Origin of the sequence: Streptomyces sp. NBC_00536 (assembly GCF_036346295.1) — a bacterium.
In the GTDB taxonomy this organism is placed as follows: domain Bacteria; phylum Actinomycetota; class Actinomycetes; order Streptomycetales; family Streptomycetaceae; genus Streptomyces.
The window spans coordinates 1,204,088-1,222,684 of sequence record NZ_CP107819.1 but is presented as its reverse complement, the minus strand read 5'-3'; the positions used below and the strand labels follow the sequence as shown (position 1 = coordinate 1,222,684).

15 protein-coding genes are annotated in these 18,597 nt (G+C 72.6%); all 15 read right to left on the bottom strand.

Annotated features, from left to right (window positions below):
- Positions 1-4: 4 nt before the first annotated feature.
- Genes OHS33_RS05105 through OHS33_RS05035 form a run of 15 tightly spaced genes read right to left on the bottom strand, consistent with a single transcriptional unit; the run spans position 5 to position 18,582 of the window.
- A complete protein-coding gene (locus tag OHS33_RS05105; RefSeq protein ID WP_330329173.1) occupies positions 5-1,330 on the bottom strand; it encodes a glutamate-1-semialdehyde 2,1-aminomutase in 1,326 nt (441 codons plus the stop codon).
- 7 nt (positions 1,331-1,337) lie between these two features.
- Positions 1,338-1,889 carry a dTDP-4-dehydrorhamnose 3,5-epimerase family protein gene (locus OHS33_RS05100; protein ID WP_330329172.1) on the bottom strand — a complete coding sequence of 184 codons (552 nt, stop codon included), beginning with the start codon at positions 1,887-1,889 and terminating at the stop codon, positions 1,338-1,340.
- On the bottom strand, positions 1,886-3,127 hold the full coding sequence (locus tag OHS33_RS05095; RefSeq protein WP_330329171.1) for a polysaccharide pyruvyl transferase family protein: 1,242 nt from the start codon (positions 3,125-3,127) through the stop codon (positions 1,886-1,888). Before OHS33_RS05095 ends, OHS33_RS05100 begins: the two co-directional genes overlap by 4 nt.
- Positions 3,124-4,071 (bottom strand): glycosyltransferase family 2 protein, encoded by a 948-nt coding sequence (locus OHS33_RS05090; RefSeq protein WP_330329170.1) that lies wholly within the window; start codon positions 4,069-4,071, stop codon positions 3,124-3,126. Before OHS33_RS05090 ends, OHS33_RS05095 begins: the two co-directional genes overlap by 4 nt.
- A gap of 7 nt (positions 4,072-4,078) precedes the next feature.
- Positions 4,079-5,386 carry a hypothetical protein gene (locus tag OHS33_RS05085; protein WP_443065229.1) on the bottom strand — a complete coding sequence of 436 codons (1,308 nt, stop codon included), beginning with the start codon at positions 5,384-5,386 and terminating at the stop codon, positions 4,079-4,081.
- 5 nt (positions 5,387-5,391) lie between these two features.
- Positions 5,392-6,666, bottom strand: coding sequence for a DUF4910 domain-containing protein (locus OHS33_RS05080; protein ID WP_443065228.1), 1,275 nt, complete (start codon positions 6,664-6,666; stop codon positions 5,392-5,394).
- On the bottom strand, positions 6,663-7,688 hold the full coding sequence (locus tag OHS33_RS05075; RefSeq protein ID WP_330329168.1) for an NAD-dependent epimerase/dehydratase family protein: 1,026 nt from the start codon (positions 7,686-7,688) through the stop codon (positions 6,663-6,665). The genes OHS33_RS05080 and OHS33_RS05075 overlap by 4 nt, the downstream gene beginning before the upstream one ends.
- 3 nt (positions 7,689-7,691) lie before the next feature.
- Entirely contained in the window at positions 7,692-8,345 is a 654-nt protein-coding gene (locus OHS33_RS05070) for a PIG-L deacetylase family protein (RefSeq protein ID WP_330329167.1), read from the bottom strand.
- Positions 8,342-9,139, bottom strand: coding sequence for a glucose-1-phosphate cytidylyltransferase (locus OHS33_RS05065; protein WP_330329166.1), 798 nt, complete (start codon positions 9,137-9,139; stop codon positions 8,342-8,344). Before OHS33_RS05065 ends, OHS33_RS05070 begins: the two co-directional genes overlap by 4 nt.
- Before the next feature lie 4 nt (positions 9,140-9,143).
- Positions 9,144-10,388 (bottom strand): class I SAM-dependent methyltransferase, encoded by a 1,245-nt coding sequence (locus OHS33_RS05060; RefSeq protein WP_330329165.1) that lies wholly within the window; start codon positions 10,386-10,388, stop codon positions 9,144-9,146.
- Entirely contained in the window at positions 10,388-11,659 is a 1,272-nt protein-coding gene (locus OHS33_RS05055; RefSeq protein ID WP_330329164.1) for a glycosyltransferase, read from the bottom strand. Before OHS33_RS05055 ends, OHS33_RS05060 begins: the two co-directional genes overlap by 1 nt.
- A gap of 2 nt (positions 11,660-11,661) precedes the next feature.
- Positions 11,662-12,900, bottom strand: a complete 1,239-nt coding sequence (locus tag OHS33_RS05050) for an O-antigen ligase domain-containing protein (protein WP_330329163.1) — start codon at positions 12,898-12,900, stop codon at positions 11,662-11,664.
- Position 12,901: 1 nt separating this feature from the next.
- A complete protein-coding gene (locus OHS33_RS05045; protein ID WP_443065416.1) occupies positions 12,902-14,389 on the bottom strand; it encodes a right-handed parallel beta-helix repeat-containing protein in 1,488 nt (495 codons plus the stop codon).
- Between the two features lie 42 nt (positions 14,390-14,431).
- Positions 14,432-16,384, bottom strand: coding sequence for a heparinase II/III family protein (locus tag OHS33_RS05040; protein ID WP_330329161.1), 1,953 nt, complete (start codon positions 16,382-16,384; stop codon positions 14,432-14,434).
- A complete protein-coding gene (locus tag OHS33_RS05035) occupies positions 16,381-18,582 on the bottom strand; it encodes a bi-domain-containing oxidoreductase (protein ID WP_330329160.1) in 2,202 nt (733 codons plus the stop codon). The genes OHS33_RS05040 and OHS33_RS05035 overlap by 4 nt, the downstream gene beginning before the upstream one ends.
- Positions 18,583-18,597 lie beyond the last annotated feature (15 nt).

The following is an 18,597-nucleotide window of genomic DNA, read 5'->3' as shown; positions in this document are numbered from 1 at the left end:
TCCGTCACACCCGGCGGCGGAACACGGGTTTCACCGGCCGCCCGCCCAGCCAGGGCGCGGGATCACCGGCGTCCAGCGCCTTGCGGTACACCGCGCACGCCTGGGCCACCACGTCGACGGTGTGGTCGATGTCGGCGTCGTCGAGCGCACTGCTCACCACGAACGACGGGGCCAGCACCCCGCCCGCGAGGAGCCGCCGCAGGAACAGGGTGCGGTACTGCTGCGACGGCCGCCGCTCCTCGTCGAGGGTGGCGAAGACCAGGTTGCTGGCCCTGCCCGCGACGACGACGTGGTCGCCGACGCCCATGGCGGCCGCGGCCTCGCGGACACCGGCGGCCAGCCGCTCGCCGAGCGCGTGCAGCCGGGCGGTGATGCCCTCCTCGGCATAGGTGCGCTGCACGGCCATGGCGGCGGCCAGCGAGTGCGTCTCCGCACCGTGCGTGGTGGACAGCAGGAACACCCGGTCGCCGGAGTGCCGCAGCCCGCCCCGCTCCATCAGCTCGCGGCGCCCGGCCAGCGCCGAGACGGCGAACCCGTTGCCCAGCGCCTTGCCGAAGGTGGAGAGGTCGGGGACCACGCCGTACAGGCCCTGGGCCCCCGCCTCGGACCAGCGGAAACCGGTGATCATCTCATCGAAGACCAGTACGCAGCCGTGCCGGTCGGCCAGTTCGCGCAGCCCGGCGAGGTATCCGGGCGGCGGTTCGGCGTGGCCGGCGGGTTCGAGGATCAGGCAGGCGACCTCGCCCTCGTACCGGGTGAGCAGTTCCTCGGTGGCCGCCAGGTCCCCGTACGGGAACGTCACGGTGAGGTCGGTGATCGCCGCCGGTATCCCGGCGGACATCGGCGTGGTGCCGATGAACCAGTCGTCGACGGAGAGGAACGGCTGGTCACCGCAGATGGCCACCCGCGCGCGCCCGGTGACGGCGCGGGCGAGGCGCACCGCGGCGGTGGTGACGTCGGAGCCGTTCTTCGCGAACTTGACCATGTCGGCGGTCGGCACCGTGGCCAGGAAGCACTCCGCGGCCTCGACCTCCAGGATGGACGGCCGGACGAAGTTGCCGCCGCGGCCGAGTTCCCCCCGCACCGCTTCGAGCACGCGCGGATGGGCGTGCCCGAGGCTGACCGACCGCAGGCCGGAGCCGTACTCGACGTAGCGGTTGCCGTCGACGTCCCACACGTGGGCGCCGCTGCCGTGGCTGATGACCGGGGCCAGGTGTTCCGGGTACTGGTCGTCGCCCTTGGCGTAGGTGTGCGCACCCCCGGGGACCATGGCGTGCAGCCGCTCGTTCGCCATCAGCGACCGGGGCAGGGAGAACTCTTCGGTGGTCAAGCTGACTTCACCCCTCCTTCTGCCGCAGGACCTCGGCGAGGCTCGGTGCCTTGCGGTCCCGCTCCGACATCGATACCACAGGCAGCGGCCAGGGTATGGAGAGTTCCGGATCATCGAAGGCGATCGTCACGTCCTCGGCCGGATCGTGCGGGCGGTCGATGCGGTATGAGACATCGGCGGTCTCGGTCAGAGTCTGGAAGCCGTGCGCGCACCCCGCCGGGACGTACACGGTCGCCTGCGTCTCGCCGGACAGGTCGAAGAAGGCCCGGCCGAGGTAGGTCGGCGAATCGGGCCGCAGGTCCACGACCACGTCGAAGACCCTCCCGTACGAGCATCGCACCAGCTTCGCCTCGCCCGCACCCGAGCGCAGGTGCAGGCCGCGCAGCACCCCCCGGACCGAACGGGACAGGCTGTCCTGGACGAAGGCGTCCGGGTCGAGGCCCACCGAGCGGACCACCTCGGCGTCGAAGGTGCGGCAGAAGAAGCCGCGTTCGTCGGCGTACGGCGTCGGCTCGAACAGGAACGCGCCCGCGATCGCCGGGACTTCGGTCGTCTTCATGGGGTCTCCCGCAGGGCGTGGGTGGGGTCGGCCGCCGGGAAGAGGGCCGCGGTCAGGGCGGTGAACTGGCGCTCGACGAGCCGGGCGGCGGTGAGGTTGCGCTCGGCGAGGGTCCGCCGCACTTCCGCCGACCGCAGCTCCAGCGACCTGAACTGTTCGAGCAGCCGGTCGGCGTCGACCTCGCGCGCCGGGTGGGTGTAGGCGCCGAGCCCCATCGACTCCATGAGCGCGTCGCTCTTCGCCGCATAGCTGAGCGCGAGCGTGGGCGTACCGGTCTTCAGCGCGCAGATCAGATTGTGGTAGCGGACGGCCACCACCGTGTCGGCCGCCGCCATCTCCTTCATCAGGTCGGCCAGTGAGGCCGTCTCGGCGGCGGTGACCAGCGGCGAGTCCACCGCGTCGAGGATCGCGGCGACCACCGGTACGTCGACCCCGTCACCGGTGAGCAGCCGGACCGGCCTGCCGTCCCCGGCCAGGGTACGGACGAACCTGATCGTCCCGTCGAGGTAGCGCCGGTGGATCTCCTCGGCCCGGGCGCGGTCGTCGTTGCCGCCGTGGAAGGCCATGACGCCGACGCAGACCGGGCCCGGCGGGACCGGGACCTCGTCGGGTCCCCGCCCCGGCAGCGCCGGCAGGGAGAAGGCGAGGTCCGGGTAGACCTCGTCGCGCGCGGTGTCCACGCCCATCGCCCGCATCGCGTCGCGGGACGGGGCGTCCCGGTACGACCGGTAGTGGGCCAGTCGCGCCGACCAGCGCACCAGGGCCCGGGTCGGCCGGTTGCCGATCGCGGCGGCGCCGACGCTCACCAGCGCGACCCGGGTGCCGAACAGCCGGCCGGACGCGCAGAGCAGGAACAGCGCGTACGGGAAGCCCCACGGCCGCAGCGGCAGCGTGGCCTCCAGCACGCCCATGCCCGGCACGATCACCACGTCGTGCCGGCGCACCCAGGAAGCGGTGCGGACGGCGTCGATGGCCTTGCCCAGCCCCTTCGCCACGACCGAGCCGGCCCGCGAGGCGGTCCGGTACTCCCCGCGGTACCAGTGCAGCCGCGTCGCCGGGATCCCGAACCGGGCGGTGACGGCCTCGGGCCCGCCGCACAGCGCGTCCACGGCCGCGTCCGGGTGCGCGGCGCGGAGGTAGCCGAGCACGGCTTCGAGCGACCCGTCGTTGCCGAGGTTCCCGGAGCCGAGCAGGCCGAACACCCCGACGCGCACCGGAGTTCCCTTCCCGGGCGTCATCCCTGCCTCCCCTCACGGCCGGCCACGAGGGCGTCGACGGAGACGGTGAGCAGGGCCGGGTCGACCGGGGCGCGGTCCTCGACCCGCTCTCCGGCGCCCGGCCGGACCCGGCTGGCCATCCACGCGGCGAGGTGGCGGTAGCACGCGCGCCGGTCGGCCGAGGACAGCGGCGCCCGGCGGACCGCCGAGACGAAGCCCCCCACGTACTCGGCGAGCAGCCGGGGCGCCGGGTGCAGCGGACCGGCCCGGCGCGGGTCCAGGTTGACGCACCGCGACCGCAGGCTCGGATTCGCCCGCTCGGCGCGGCCCGGGTGGTCGCGGCGGAAGTACAGCAGCTCCGGCACCTGGTGGAAGGCCCCGTGCAGGGTGATCTCGGCGACGAACGTGCGGTCCGCGTGGTGGTAGCTGTCGAGCGGCTTCACCCGGCGCAGCACGTCGGCGCGCATCACCCCGTAGAAGTCGTCGCCACCCGGCTCGAACAGCAGACTGCGGAAGCGCTCCGGCGGGTGCGGGGAGCCGGTGGCGAGCGTGTACTCGTACGGGACCTTCACCTGGCCGTCGCCGTCGATGACCGCCTGGTCGGTGTGGGCGAGGATCACCTCCGGCCGCTCGTCCAGCGCTTCCACGCAGCGCCGCAGCAGGTCCCGTCCGTACAGGTCGTCGTGCGAGGCCCACTTGAACAGCTCGCCGCGGGACTCGGTGAACACGCGGTTGTGGTTCGGCGTGGCGCCGATGTTCCTGGGCAGACGGAGGTACCGGATGCGCGAGTCCTTCTCGGCGTACCGGCGGCAGATGTCCGCGGTGCCGTCGGCCGAGGCGTTGTCGGAGATGACCAGCTCGAAGTCCTCGTAGGTCTGGCCGAGGAGGGCGTCGAGCGACTCGGCCAGATATTCCTCGCCGTTGTACACGGGCAGGCCGATGCTCAGCCTGGGTTGGGCGCTCATGTCGTCCTCACTTCATGGATCGGGTCGTCGTGGTGCCGTGGTGCTCGCGCAGGGCGGAGCGCAGCTGCTGCCACCACACGGCCGAGCTGCTCAAGGTGGCGGCGGCGACGCCCCAGGAGGAGCCGACCGTGCCCGCGATGACCGCCCCGCCGACACCGCCGCCCGCGTAACAGGCGGAGGCGAACATCTGGCAGCGCAGGCTGCGCCGGGCCGCGCCGAGCGCGCGCAGCCCGGCCGCCGCGCCGGTGCCGAGGCTGGCGCCCGCGACGCCGAGCGTGGCCGGGACGATGAGCTGCGCGGCGGCGGGCCAGACACCGCCGAGCACCAGCTCGCCGAGCCGGTCCGGCACCAGCAGCAGGGCGGCGCCCCACAGCAGGGCGGCGCCGGCCTGCCCGCCGCCGAGCAGGAGGCAGAACCCGCCCAGCCGGTGCGAGGCCTGCCGCAGCACCCGGGCCGCCTCCGCGACGGTGACCAGCGACAGCCCCATCAGCACCGCGAGGAACGGGCCGAGCAGCAGCTCGGCGCCCCGGACGGCGCCCACCGAAGTGACCCCGACGAGCGCGCCGAGCCCGTACGCCCGGATCTGGTAGGCACCGCTCAGGCCGACGTTCTCGGCCAGGTACCGGTAGCCGAGGTCGCGCTGCTCGCGCAGCCACCCGCGGGCTCCGGTCATCCGGGGCCGGATGCCGGACTGCAGGCAGCCGTACAGCGCGGCCACCGCGGCCGACCCGCCCCAGGCGAGCACGAAGGCGGCCACGCTGCCCACGCGGGCCGCCACCACCATGGCCGGGACGAGCGCGACGCCCCACACCAGGTCGTTGGCGAACGCCTTCTGCCCGCTGCCGGCGGCGAAGAACGAGTACCGCCACGCGTCCTGCAGCAGCAGCCCCGGCATCACGACGCCGAGACAGGCCAACGCGGAGCCCACGCCGCCGCCGAGGCCCAGCCCGACCGCCAGACACACGGCGCCCAGGGCCCCGCCGACGCCGAGCGCGGTACCCGACGAGCGGGCCACCGCCCCGCGCCAGGAGGCCTCCGGCACGGCGCTGAAGCGGACCACGAGCGGGTCGGTGGCGAGCCCGCGGGAGACGTTGAGGACCACGCCGTAGGTCACCCAGGCCAGGCTGAACACGCCGAAGGCGGTCGCCCCCAGCGAGCGTGCGACGTAGATCCCCACCGCGAAGTTGCTGATGCTGGAGGCCGCCTGGTCGGCCAGCCCCCACGACAGCCGGCCGACCATGGCCCGCTTGGCCGTCCGCCGGGCGGGGCCGGGCGGAGCCTCCGGAACCGTCGCTTCGTCCCCCTCTGTGGTCATCGGCGTCATGCCTTGATCAGCCCGGCGCCGCACAGGGCGTCGGCCGCGGCGGCGACGGTCTCGAACGGCAGCCCGGACCGCTCGGCGACGTCCAGCAGACCGTGCTCGCCGTCGGAGAGGCTGAGCACCCAGAGCATGGCCATCTGGGCCTGCTTCGCGTCGCTGCGGCCGCCGAGCGAGTCGTACAGCCCGCGCCGCCCCAACTGCGGTTCCCCGTAGGGGCTGAGGTTGATGTAGCGCCGGTTGCGGTCGAGCACGCCGAACGCCTCGCGGCAGACGGCGAGGGTGTCCTCCATCGCCTCGGGGAAGACGAAGTCCGGGTTGTCCGCCGAGGTGTGGTATTCGGGGTAGCCCGCGTACGGGGTCCGGCTGAGCGAGCCCACGCCGAGATCGAAGCCGGGCGAGCAGAACTGCCGCTCGTCGTAGCCGTACGGAGTGAACTCCGTGACCCGGTGCGGGCGTTCGGAGGCGGAGAGCACGTGCCGCAGCACCCGGTCGATCTCCGCGTCGCCGCGCCTGCTCTGTTTGTACGTCAACTGCCCCGAGTCGCCCGCGCAGGCCAGCACCAGACCGTGCTTGACCTGGCCGATCCGCTCCTTGTTGCGGGCCAGCCAGGTGATCGCCCCGATGGTGCCGGGCGCGTAGATGAACCGGTAGGTGTAGTACGGGGTTCGCTCGGCCAGCGCCAGCGCCAGGAAGGTCGCCACCGCGATGCCCGCCAGGTTGTCGTTGGCCAGCGACGGGTGGCAGACGTGGCAGGAGACGATCACCTCCTCGGCGACCTGACCGGGCACCACGTGCTCGGCGTAGGTGAGGTGACCGTCGGAGAGGGTGGAGTCGACGCGCACCTCGTACTCGCCGTCCGGCAGCGCGTCCAGGGTCTCCTGGGCCAGACAGAACCCCCACTCCGGCGTGTAGTAGCTGGTGCGGTACGGCACCCAGGTCGGCTGCTCCGGCAGGGTGTGCAGGTGTGCGCGCAGCTCGGCCAGGGGCATGGTCGCCGACACGGGCACGCTGTAGCCGAGCACGTGCAGGCTGGACGCGGCGAAGTCGACGACCCGCTTGCCGGTGGCGTCGGCGATGTACGCGTCCCGGATGTTCCACTCCTGCGGCACCGTCCAGTCGAGCACCTGCGTCCCGGTCGGCACCTCGTGCACCTGGAGCGGAAGGTACTCGCCGACGATGTCCAGGGTGGCGCGCACCCCGTCGCCGGTGATGCTCCGGCACAGCGGGTACAGCCGTTCCACCAGCGCGTGCATCCGCGCGCCGACCGAGGTCATCGGCGCCACCGCAGGGTGTCGTCGACCGTGCCGGCCTCGGACGCCGCGCGCAGCACGGCCAGCCGGGTGAAGCGCCGCTCGAAGTCCTCCCGGGTCAGCCCGAACTTCCGGTAGGCCTCGGCGAGTTCGAGCGCTCCCCGCCGCACCGTCCACTCGCAGTCGAAGCCGGGCAGCGCGGCGCGGAACCGGGAGAAGTCCACCCGGTACGACCGCGGATCGGCGCCGTTCTCCCCGGTGATCCGCACCTTCGAGCCGTCCACCGCCTCGGCGACCTGCTCGGCGATCTCGGCGACGGTGACGTTGTTGGTCTCGCTGCCGATGTTGAACGCCCGGTCGTGCACCGCTTCCCGCGGCGCGGTCAGCGCGGCCGTGAAGGCCCGCGCGATGTCCGCGGCGTGCACCAGCGGGCGCCAGGGGGTGCCGTCGGAGAGCACCAGCACCTCGCCGGACAGCAGGGCGTGGCCCACCAGGTTGTTCAGCACGATGTCGGCGCGCAGCCGCGGCGAATAGCCGAAGGCGGTGGCGTTGCGCATGTACACCGGGGTGAAGTCGCCGTCGGCCAGTGCGTGCAGGTCGTCCTCGACCCGCACCTTGGACTCGGCGTACGGCGTCACCGGGCGCAGCGGGGCGTCCTCGGCGACCAGGTCGTCCCCGCCCGCGGCGCCGTACACCGAGCACGTCGAGGCGTACAGGAAGCGCCGCACTCCGGCGTCGCGGGCCAGCTCGGCCAGCCGTACGGAGGCGTGGTGGTTGATGTCATAGGTGAGGTCCGGCGCCAGCGATCCCAGCGGGTCGTTGGACAGCGCGGCCAGGTGGATCACGGCGTCCACCCCGGCCACGTGCTCGGCCGTGATGTCGCGCAGGTCCACCCGGTGTCCCCGCGGGTCCGCGGGCGGCGGGCCGAGGACGCAGTCCGCGAACAGGCCCGCGTCAAGACCGACGACCTCGTGCCCCGCGGCCGCGAGCACCGGGGCCATCACGGTGCCCAGATAGCCCTGGTGTCCGGTCAGCAGTACGCGCACGGTTCATTCCCCCAGATTCAGATTCAGAGTGAGTTTGGTGACGGCGAACGCCTCGGCGTAGCGGGCGTGGCATTCGATGCCGCGGATGCGCGCGAGACCGAGGAAGGCCTCGCGGTCGTACCAGGGCCGGTGCCGCTGCGAGGGATAGTGCTCCTGCAACAGCCGCACCTTCTCCTCGGCGGTCTCCGGCGCCAGCGGCTGGTACGCCACCGGGCGGCCGAGGTCGCCGTCCCATTTGACGATCTCGTAGCCGAGCACGAGGTGGTCGCGGAACGCGGTGGTGACCAGCTTCGCCAGGCCGCGGTGGTCCTGGTGCGCGTCCTCGGTGCGCGGCGCGAGCACCAGGTCCGGCTCGGTCCGCGCGCGCAGCTCCTCGACCGCGGCCTTGGCCTCGTCCCAGTGCGTCGGCATCCGGCCGTCCGGCAACTTCAGGACGGTCAGGTGTAGTTCGGCGCCCGGGCAGAAGGCGGCGAGCGCGGCCCGCTCCTCGTCCTCCCGCTCGCCGCCACCACCGGAGAGCACCAGTACGTCGACACGGATGCCCGGCCGCGCACGGCACAGCGCCAGCAGCGTGCCACCGGCGCCGATGGCGATGTCGTCGCAGTGCGCCCCCACCGCGACGAGCCGGTCCAGGGGCCCGGCCCCGAGCCGTATCACGAGGTCCCCACCCCCGAGCCGTCCCGCTCCCACACGGCCCACGGGCGGTCGCCCACGGCGTAGGCGGCGTCGAGCGCGGCACGCTCCTTCACGGTGTCGGTCGGCTTCCAGAACCCGCGGTGCTGGTACGCCAGCAGCCGTCCTTCTTTGGCCAGTTGGGCACATCCGTCCGCGACCAGGTCCCCGTTCTCCGGTATGTGGTCGAAGACCTCCTGGCGGAGCACGAAGTAGCCGCCGTTCTCCCACAGCGGCATGTCGCTCACCGCCGTGATGCCCCCGACCAGGCCGTCGTCGCCCAGGTCCACGCAGTGGAACGAGGACTGCGGCGGGACCACCATCATCGAGGCTCCGGCGTCGCGCCGGGAGAACCGGTCGATCATCTCCGGCAGCGGGGCGTCGGTCAGCACGTCCGCGTAGTTGGCGAGGAACATCTCGTCGCCCTCCAGGTGGGGCCGCACCCGGCGCAGCCGCTCCCCGATGGGCGACTCGATGCCGGTCTGCACGAAGGTGATCGTCCAGGAGGCGATGTCGGTGGAGAGCAGCTCGGTGCGCCCGCCCCGCAGTACGAAGTCGTTGGACGTGGTCTCCTCGTAGTTGAGGAAGAAGTTCTTGATGTGCTCGGCCCCGTACCCGAGACACAGGATGAACTCCGTGTGCCCGAAGGACGCGTAGTAGCGCATGACGTGCCAGATCAGCGGCCGCGGGCCGACCATCGCCATGGGCTTGGGCACGTCGTCGGAGGCTCCGCTGCGCATCCGCAGTCCGTAACCGCCGCAGAACAGTACGACCTTCATGCTCCTACCTCTTTCCCGACGTGGGCTCGACGATGCTCAGTTCCGGTATGGGAAAGACCAGGCGGCCGCCCCAGGCGTGCACGAAGGACAGCTGCTCGACCAGCTCGTCCCGCAGGTTCCACGGCAGGACGAGGACGTAGTCGGGCCGGTCGGCGGCGATCTGCTCGGGCGCCAGGATCGGGATGCGGGTGCCCGGGGTGAACATGCCATGCTTGTAGGGGTTGCGGTCGACCGTGTAAGGGAGCAGGTCGGGCCGGATGCCGCAGTGGTTGAGCAGGGTGTTGCCCTTGCCCGGGGCGCCGTAGCCGACGACCGTCTCGCCGCGCTCGGCCGCCTCGATGAGGAACCGCAGCAGGTCCCGGCGCACCTTGGCGACCCGGGCGGAGAACTCGGTGTACCCGGACAGCTCCTGGAGTCCGGCGGCCTTCTCCCGGTCCAGTACGTCGGCCACCCGCTGGCTCGGCTCGCCCGCCGCGTCGGCGGGCCTGGCCCACAGCCGGATGGATCCGCCGTGCGTGGGCAGCAACTCGACGTCCACGAGGGCGAGTCCGCCGCTGGCGAGCGCCCGGGCCGCGGACGCCACCGTGTAGTACTGGAAGTGCTCGTGGTAGATCGTGTCGTACTGGTTCTCCTCGATCAGGGTCAGCAGGTGCTGCACCTCGATGGAGACCCAGCCGTCGTCGGCGACCAGGGCGCGCAGCCCCCGGGTGAACCCGACCACGTCGGGGATGTGCGCGTACACGTTGTTCGCCACGACCAGGTCCGCCGGGCCGTGCTCGGCGCGCACGTCCGAGCCCGTCGCCGGGTCCAGGAACGCCGTGAGCGTGGGCACGCCCTTGTCCCGCGCCGCGGCGCCGACGTTCACCGACGGCTCGATGCCGAGGCAGCGGATCCCCCGGTCCACCATGTGCCGCAGCAGATAACCGTCGTTGCTCGCGACCTCGACCACGAAGGCGTCGGGGCCGAGCGCGAGGCGCTCCACGGAGTCGGCGACGAAGGTGCGGGCGTGCTCCACCCAGGACGTCGAGTAGGAGGAGAAGTACGCGTACTGCGTGAACGTCTCCTCCGGCGTGATCAGCGGCGGGATCTGCGCCAGCCAGCACTCGGTGCAGACCCGCAGGTGCAGCGGATACGTCTGCTCCGGCCGGTCCAGTTGGTCCGCGGAGAGAAAGCTCTCGCACGGCGGTGTCGCCCCCAGATCGACGACGCTCCCCAGCGCCGCCGAGCCGCAGAGTCGGCATAGTGTCATCAATGGCCCCCATCCCTGCCCGCGCGGGAACCCCGCCGCGAGCCAGCGTTTGCTTTTCCGGCCGGCGGTATACCGTCCCCGCCGCCCGACCGCACCGCGATCGCGGTGCGGTACCCCTCCACCAGGCGCTCCAGCCCGACGGACGGGCTGAACCCCTGCTCGTAACGGCGCCGGGCCGCCTGGCCCATCTCCCGGCCCCGGACCGGCCCGGCCGTGATCCGGCGCAGGCAGTCCGCGAGCGAGGCCGGTTCACCCGGCCGGTGCAGCAGGCCGGTCACCCCGTCCTCGACGAGTTCGACGAAGGCGCCGTGACCGGCGGCGACCGCCGGGACCCCCGCCGCCATCGCCTCTACCACCACCAGGCCGAACGCCTCCAGCCAGGTCGAGGGAGCCACCACGGCGACCGAGCGCGCGACGGCCTCCCGGCACTGCGCCGGGTCGTAGAGGCCGACGTAGCGCACGTCGTCCCGGCCCGCCGCCCAGGCGGTCACCTCCCGCTCCAGCGGCCCCGTCCCCGCGATCACCAGCGGTACGCCCACACCGCCACCGGCGGCCAGCTCGTCCCACGCTGCCATCAGCAGCCGCACGCCCTTGGCCTCGGCGAGCCGGCCGAGATACAGCAGGTGCTCGCCGTCGCCCGTGCGGGTCGTGCCGGGATCGGGCACGAAGTTGTGCTTCACCGCGAGCCGCTCCGCCGGCATGCCGGAGCGCACCAGGACCTCGCGCTGCGCCGCGGAGATGCAGAAGAACCGGTCCACGCCGGACCACCACCGCCGCCGGTTGACGGACAGGCTGACCGCGAGCGGTACCGTCGCCAGCCGGGAGTCGCGGTAGCAGCCGTGCCGGACGGCGGGCAGCGGCGCCGACCCGACGCACTCGGTGCACGGCCGGCCGTCCCGCTGGAGCGTGCCCGGCGGGCAGACCTGGGTGTAGTTGTGCAGCGTGGCGACGACGGGCACACCGGCGTCGGCGCAGGCGGCCAGCACCGCGGGCGACAGGAGCGGGAAGACGTTGTGGACGTGCACCACGTCCGGCCGCTCCGCGCGGAGCCGGCTCGCGAGTTCCGTGCGGACCGCCGGGTTCCACGGCACCAGGAGCGGCAGCGCCGCCTTGGCGAGCAGGGACATGGAGCCGATGTCGTCGCTGCGCCGCTCGAACACCTCGACCCGGTGTCCGGCCCCGCGCAGCAGCGCCACCTCCTGGTCGACGACGTTGTTCTCCCCGCTCGGCTGCGCCGAGGCGTAGCGGTTGTGCACCACGAGTACGCGCATGCTCAGGTCACCTCCGATGTCCGGGCCCATGCGGGCAGGCGGCGCCGGGGCGCTCCGGGCGGAGCCGGGGGAGCGGCCGCGGCGGGAACCGCCAGCAGCGAGGCGGCCACGGTCAGGTGCAGCAGATACGGAGAGGCGTCGCCCAGCCCGGCCTCGGTGTACGACGCGATCGCGCAGTAGCTGATCAGGAAGATCGCGCAGGCCCGCTGGAGCGACGGCGGGCGCAGCAGCGCGACACCGCCCAGCACGATGATGACCGCCGCCACGAGGACGACGCCGGTCACGCCCTGCTCGTTGTAGACGGCCAGCCAGCTGTTGTCGATCGGCAGCCCGCCGAACGACTTGTCGCCCAGACCCGCGCCGAACAACTGCTCCGTGGCCGTCCGGGGGGCCGCCAGCAGGGCGTCCCAGACCTTGGCACGGCCGGTGAGGTTGGAGAAGTTCTCCTGGCTCTGCCCGCGCAGGAACCACGCCTGGAGCGCGGAGTTGAAGCCCACCGCGGCCACCACCGACAACAGCACCGCCCAGGCGAAGAACCGGCGGGCGGCCGCGCTGGTCAGGACCAGCGAGCCGATCGCCAGCACCAGCCCGATGAGCAGGCCGAGCGTGGCCGTCCGGGTATGGGTCAGCGCGAGCAGGACGAGCGAGGGCACGATCACCATCGCCGCGCTGCGCCCGTCGGTGCGGCGGCCCAGTACGAGCAGCACGGCGAGCCCGATGATCACCGCGGCGTACTGCCCGATCTGCGGCGGGGTGAGCGGCCACAGCGCGCCGACGAGCCGCCCGCCGTACAGATCGGGCATGGCCGCGCCCGGCGAGATGACCAGGCCCGCGGCCACCGAGGCGAGCACCGCGAAGTAGATCCGGATGTGGTGCCGTACGAAGGTCACCTCGCCGTCCCACCAGCGGCTGAGCAGCCACAGGGAGGCGACGAAGAGGGTCAGCCGGAAGCAGCGGAACAGGGCGCCGAACCCCGACTCCAGGTGTGCGCTGGAGATCACGCTCAGCACCAGCAGCAGGGTCAGCAGGAACAGGAAGGCGCTGGCCCGCACGCGCAGCCGGAGATTGAGCGCGAGCGCCAGGACGAAGGCCGCGACCAGCGAGCCCATGGTGGCCATCTGGATGAGGGAGCGGGGCAGCGGGACGATGGTCTTCGCCCCGGCGGAGCCGAGCGTGTTGAGGATCAGCAGCCCCCAGACGATCCCCACGGTCTTCGGTGTGCCGGTGGTGTCGCCGGGCACCTCAACCACCCCACTGCGGCTGGAAGGTGCTGCCCGCGTCCTGCTGGTACGGCGCGGCCTGCCACTGCCCGAAGTCCAGCTCCCGGCTCGGGTCGTGGGCGACGAAGCTCCACGGCCCGAGGTAGACGTTGTCGTGCCAGCGGTTCTCCTGCTTCTGGGTGATCGCCTCGGCCACCGGTTCGCCCTTGTACGGCGACCAGTCCGGATAGGTGCCGTAGTTGGCCAGCACCCCCATGCGGCCGCACTTCACCGTGCACCCGACGACGGAGGTGTCCAGCACGAAGCGGTTGCCGTGGATGTCCACCCGCTGGGTCTTCCACCGGCAGTCCGCGTAGAGCGGTGCGGCGGCGATGGCCGGCTGCGCGCAGCTGCCGTGGTCCTTCACCAGCAGCGTGCAGTCACCGGAGGAGGTGTTGGCCGGGCTGTTGCAGAACCGGTCGGCGTTCTCCCACAGGGTGATCCCGGACCAGTTGTTCTCCAGCACGTTCCGGTCGATCTCGATCTTGTCCGTGCGGGCCTTGATCCGTGGTTCGCCGCCGGACTCGGACAGATAGAGGGTCGCGAAGGGGAAGTTGTCGCCGCTGTCGGCCTTCTTGCGCCCCTCGACCCAGTTGTTCCGCCGGATCGTGTTCTTCCGGATGACCGCGTTGTAGCTGGTCTCATAGATCAGCGCGGCGCCGTCGTTGGCCTCCAGCACGTTGTCCTCGATGAGGAAGTCGTTGTTGTTGGTGTCCGCCCACAACCCGGGCCCGTGGTTCTCGTGCACCCAGTTGCCGCGGATGTCGGCTCCGTTGACGGCCCAGAACTTGACGCCTCCGGTACAGCCGCAGCCCGGCTGCTTCTGCTCCCAGTCGTCCGTGTTGTTGCCCGCGATCTCGCTGCCCTCGATCACCAGGCCGCTGATCGGGTCGCCGGCCTTGTAGGCGTTCACTCCGTACTGTCCGTTGCCGCGCAGGCAGCTGGAACTGACCCGCTGACGGGCACCGGCCATCAGCCCGGCGCCGGAGTTGTTCTGGATCGTCGTGTGCTCGATCACCCACCCGTCGGCCGAATCGTGGTTGACCACGCCCTCGTTCTGCGGCGCGACGAAACCCTGCACCGTCAGATAACGGACGCTGACGTTGCGGGCGTTGCCGCCGAAGGCGTACTGGTTGGTCTTCACGCCGTCGAGCACCGCGCCCGGCGCGCCGACGTAGCTGTCCCCCTCCTTGGGGATGACCTGGGCGAAACGGTCCGATTCGAGCTTGTGCGTCCCCGGTTGAAGCCAGAACGTGGTGCTCGGCGGGCTGTTCTTGGTCTTCGCGGCCAGATCGCCGACCACCGCGGGGTCCACCGCCACCGCGCCCGCCGGTGCCTTCGCCGGCCCGGCCGCGGGCTTGGCGCACACGTGGGCCACGGACGTGGAGGGCGGAGCGGTCGGCTTCGCCGGGGCGTCCGGAGCGCTCGTGCACCCGGTCGCCACCAGCAGGACCAGCCCCAGCGGTGCCATCGGCAACGCCCAGTGCCGCCTCTTGATCACCAAGCCTCCTTCCTAGCCCTGGAACCTGAGTACGGTGATGAACTCGCCCGGCGGGACAGCCCCGTCGGCGAAGCCGGTGCCGACCAGCGTGGTGGCGGGCACCTTCCGCCCGAAGCCGGGGGAGTACCAGCCGAGCGGAGGGTCGCTCTCGCCGCGGTGGGCCCGCCAGGACAGCTGCCCGGGCAGGTCGAGCACGGCGGAGCGGTCCTCGCCGTCCCGGGTCCAGGTGAGCACCGCCCGGTGGTCCACCAGCTCCGCGGCGATCGCCGGACCGAGGTGGAACGCGAGGCGCGCGGACCGGCGCGGACCGCGCACCTCGTCCACCACCCGCAACTCACGGGTCTCGGCGGAGAGTTCCACCCGGCGGCGGTGCACGGACCCCTGGTAGCCGTCGTGTTCGGCGCACCAGCGGGCCACGCCCTCACCCGAGGTGTCCGCGACCAGGACCCGGCTGCGGGCGTGCCGCGTCCACAGGAACGGGCCGCCGGAGCCGGACTGGTCACCGCCGTCCAGCTCCAGGGTGTTGTGGCCCAGCGTGGAGCGGAAGTACCGCCGCCACTCGGGCTGCCCGTGGTAACAGAACGTCCCCGGGTCGGCGAGCACGTCGACCCCGTCGTGCCGGACCTCCACGGACAGCGCGTCCGCGTGGGCGTGCGCGGCGATGGACAGGAACCCGTGGGGACCACCGTCGCAGCGGCACCAGATCTCCGCCGGGCCGCGCAGGATCGTCATCCCCGCGTCGGCGAAATGGGCCGGCCGGTGTGCTGGGCGGGTCACGGCCGGTGCGCCGGGCCGGATCAGCGCGGCCAGCAGTGGGGTGCGCACATCGGTGCCGGTCACCGACGGCCACCAGTCGAGTCGGCCGAACACGGCGTCCCCGGTGGCCAGCAGCGAGCCCCAGCGGTCGGTGCCCGCGCCGTCCACGACGAGACCGTGCCCGTCGTCCGCGTCTCCCTGGCGCGGCGGCCGCAGCCGCCCGTCCACGATGGCCGCGAGCGCGTCGGTCATCCGCAGCAGCACCAGCCGGACCGTCGCCGGGACCGGCACGGCGGCGGCATCCGCCTCGGCCACCGCGGCCAGGCCCAGCTCCAGCACGAGTCCGTGGTACTCGGTGGCCAGCTCGCGGTTGAGGCCGGAGCCGAAGGTGTTGCTCCGCAGGTGCCGCTCCAGCGACCGCAGCGCGTCGTCCCGCCAGCGAGCCGAGCCGGGGAACCACCCGAAGGCGCAGGCCGCGGCGAACTGCCCGGCGGCCTCGGCGATGATGTGGTTGTTCGCCGAGGAGCCCCGGCTGGGGAAGGCGGCCAGCCAGCGCTGGTGGTGCCAGATCTGGTCCAGCGCCACCGGGTTGTCCTCGAACAGCCCGGCCGCGCCCGGCCAGCCCTCCAGCAGGCGGCGGACCCACACCCACGACAGCAGCCGGATCCCCAGCTCGATGCCGCTGATCCAGTGCACCCCGCGCAGCGGCGCGTTGGCCGCCCACCAGCTCCGCAGGTGCGCGGCCACGCGCTCGGCGTACCGCTCGTCCCCGGTGAGCGCGTAGGCGGCGGCGAGCACGGTGAGGTACTGGTGCCGGGACAGCTCCCAGATCTGCTTGATGTCCCCGACCGCGTCCTCGCTGCGGTACGGCACGTCGAAGGCGTAGCCCCACGGTGCCCGGCGCCCGGTCTTCGGGTCGTGGCACCAGTCCGGGTCGGCCAGGTCGTCGCGCTCCACCCCGAAGTACTCGGCGTGCCCGGCCATCAGCCGGTCCGCCTCGGCGACGAGCCGCTTCGCGGCGTCCGGCGCCACCGCGTCGAGCGCCCCGGCGGGCAGGACCGCGGTGAACCGGGCGCCGGTCACGGCCGGGCGCCCGGGCAGCCCGGAGCGCCACCGCCGCCTGCGCACCGCGTCGCCCACCCGGCCGCCGACCTCCCGCGGCCCCATCGCGGACAGCCGCCGCAGGTACCAGCCCGCGCTCGTGGTCATCGGGTCCGCTCCAGCGTGACCGGCGCGCCGCTCGCCAGGCCGGCCTGCACGGCGAGGGTGGCCGCCGTGGTGGCGACCAGCGACTCCAGCGGCACCGGCATCGGGCCACCGGTCCGCACGGCCCGGATGAACGCGGCCAGTTCGGCGTTCTGGCCCTTGTCGCGCGCCTGCGGCAGCCGCGAACTGACCCACCGCTTGGCGCTGTTGTCGTGCACGGAGGCCCGGACGAAGTCGTCGAGCTTCAGCACCTTGCCGTCCGCGATGAGGTCCAGCGTCTCCTTGGGGAAGCCGGACGCGCCGGTGGTGACGTAGCTGATGGTGGCCGTGGACCCGTCCGGATAGCGCAGCACGACCTGCAGGTCCTCGTTGCCGGGTGAGGCGAGCGCGTACACCGAGACCGGATCGGCGTCCAGCAGCCAGCTCGCCGTGTCGATGAAGTGCCCGCCCTCGCCGACGAACCGCGAGCCCTCGGTGCCCTGTTGGAGGTACCAGCTGCCGTGCTGCAACCGCCCCGCGTTGACCAGGTAGCGCAGGCTCGCCGGACCGGTCCGGGCACCGAAGCGCTTCTTCGCGTCCTGGAGCAGCGGTGCGAACCGGCGGTTGAAGCCCACCTGCAGCCGGTCGTTGCCGGACTCCTCCACCGCCGCGAGCACACCCGCCAGCTCGTCCCCGGTGAGGGCCAGCGGCTTCTCCACGAACACCGCCTTGCCCGCCAGCAGCACCTTGCGGGTCAGGTCCGCGTGCGAGCTGTGCCGGGTGGTGACGAACACCGCGTCCACGGACTTGTCGCCGAGCACGGCGTCGAGATCGGTGGTCGCCTCGGCGAAGCCGAACTTCCGCTGCGCGTTGGCCGCGGACAGCGCCGTCGTGGTGACGACCGTGGCCAGCTCGACGCCTTCGCGCTGGGCCAGGTGCGGCAGCAGCATCGACGTCGCGTAGTTCCCCGCGCCGATGAAGGCCAGCCGCACCGGCGCCCCGGCGGACCGGGCGGGGAAGGAGTCCGCGCCGCCGCGGCGCACCGCGGGCACGGCCACCGCGGGGGCGGGGGCCTGCGCCTCCGCGGTGTCCTCGGCGGGGCCGGGATAGCGGAACAGCACGGCCACGGCCTTCAGTTCGCCGTCCTTCAGGCTCCGGTACGTCTCGACGGCGTCGTCGAACGCGGCGATGTGGGAGATCAAGGGCTCCACGTCGACACGGCCGCGGGCGAGGAGATCGAGGAAGCACGCCAGATTGCGGCGCTCGGTCCAGCGCACGTAGCCGATCGGGTAGTCCCGCCCCTCCAGCTCGTACGCCGGGTCGTAGCGCCCGGGCCCGTACGAGCGCGAGAAGCGGACGTCCAGCTCCTTCTCGTAGTACGCGTTCCACGGCAGGTCCAGACGGCACTTGCCGATGTCGACGACCCGGCCGCGGTCCCGGCAGAGCTGCGCGGCCAGCTCGACGGGCTGGTTGCTGCCGCCCCCGGCGGCCAGGTACACCTGGTCCACGCCGTGACCGCCGGTGAGTTCGGCGACGGCGCCCGCCACGGTCGTGGACGCGGGATCGCCGCAGGCCGCGGCGCCCAGCCGCGCGGCCAGCTCGCAGCGCGCCGGGTCCGGATCCGCCCCGATGACCCGGACTCCCGCGGCGGTCAGCAGCTGCGCCACCAACTGCCCGATCAGCCCCAGGCCGATGACCAGCGCCACCTCGCCGAGCTGCGGCTCGCCCTGGCGGACGCCCTGCATCGCGATCGACCCGACGGTGCCGAAGGCCGCGTGCCGCGGCGCGAGACCGTCCGGCACCGGCGTGTAGAGGTTCTTCGGGACCCAGTTCAGCTCGGCGTGCAACGCGTGCTCATTGCCCGCACAGGCCACGAGGTCACCGACCGCCACGTCGTCGATCCCGGCGCCGACCTGCTCGACCACCCCGCACAGCGAATAGCCGAGCGGCGTGTACGAGTCCAGCTTGCCCATCACCTTGCGGTAGGTGGCGGGCACCCCGTTGGTGGCCACGCTCTGCATGACCTTGGCCACCTGGTCCGGACGGGAGCGGGCCTTGCCCACCATCGACATCCCGGCCTCGGACACCTTCATGAGTTCGGTCCCGGTGGAGATCAGCGAGTAGGCGGTCCTGACCAGCACACCGGCCGGCTTGCACCCTGGCACCGGCACGTCGAGCAGTGCCAGCTCGCCGCTCTTGTAGTTCTGCACAACCTGTTTCACCAGAACTCCTGTTGT

What these genes read in the sequence shown, in the direction of transcription:
- OHS33_RS05090 (WP_330329170.1), bottom strand. Translation starts at nt 4,071, where the DNA reads ATGAGCGCCCAACCCAGGCTGAGCATCGGCCTGCCCGTGTACAACGGC.
- OHS33_RS05060 (WP_330329165.1), bottom strand. Translation starts at nt 10,388, where the DNA reads ATGACACTATGCCGACTCTGCGGCTCGGCGGCGCTGGGGAGCGTCGTC.
- OHS33_RS05095 (WP_330329171.1), bottom strand. Translation starts at nt 3,127, where the DNA reads ATGACGCCCGGGAAGGGAACTCCGGTGCGCGTCGGGGTGTTCGGCCTG.
- OHS33_RS05080 (WP_443065228.1), bottom strand. Translation starts at nt 6,666, where the DNA reads ATGACCTCGGTCGGCGCGCGGATGCACGCGCTGGTGGAACGGCTGTAC.
- OHS33_RS05065 (WP_330329166.1), bottom strand. Translation starts at nt 9,139, where the DNA reads ATGAAGGTCGTACTGTTCTGCGGCGGTTACGGACTGCGGATGCGCAGC.
- OHS33_RS05055 (WP_330329164.1), bottom strand. Translation starts at nt 11,659, where the DNA reads ATGCGCGTACTCGTGGTGCACAACCGCTACGCCTCGGCGCAGCCGAGC.
- OHS33_RS05045 (WP_443065416.1), bottom strand. Translation starts at nt 14,389, where the DNA reads ATGGCACCGCTGGGGCTGGTCCTGCTGGTGGCGACCGGGTGCACGAGC.
- OHS33_RS05100 (WP_330329172.1), bottom strand. Translation starts at nt 1,889, where the DNA reads ATGAAGACGACCGAAGTCCCGGCGATCGCGGGCGCGTTCCTGTTCGAG.
- OHS33_RS05085 (WP_443065229.1), bottom strand. Translation starts at nt 5,386, where the DNA reads ATGACCACAGAGGGGGACGAAGCGACGGTTCCGGAGGCTCCGCCCGGC.
- OHS33_RS05040 (WP_330329161.1), bottom strand. Translation starts at nt 16,384, where the DNA reads ATGACCACGAGCGCGGGCTGGTACCTGCGGCGGCTGTCCGCGATGGGG.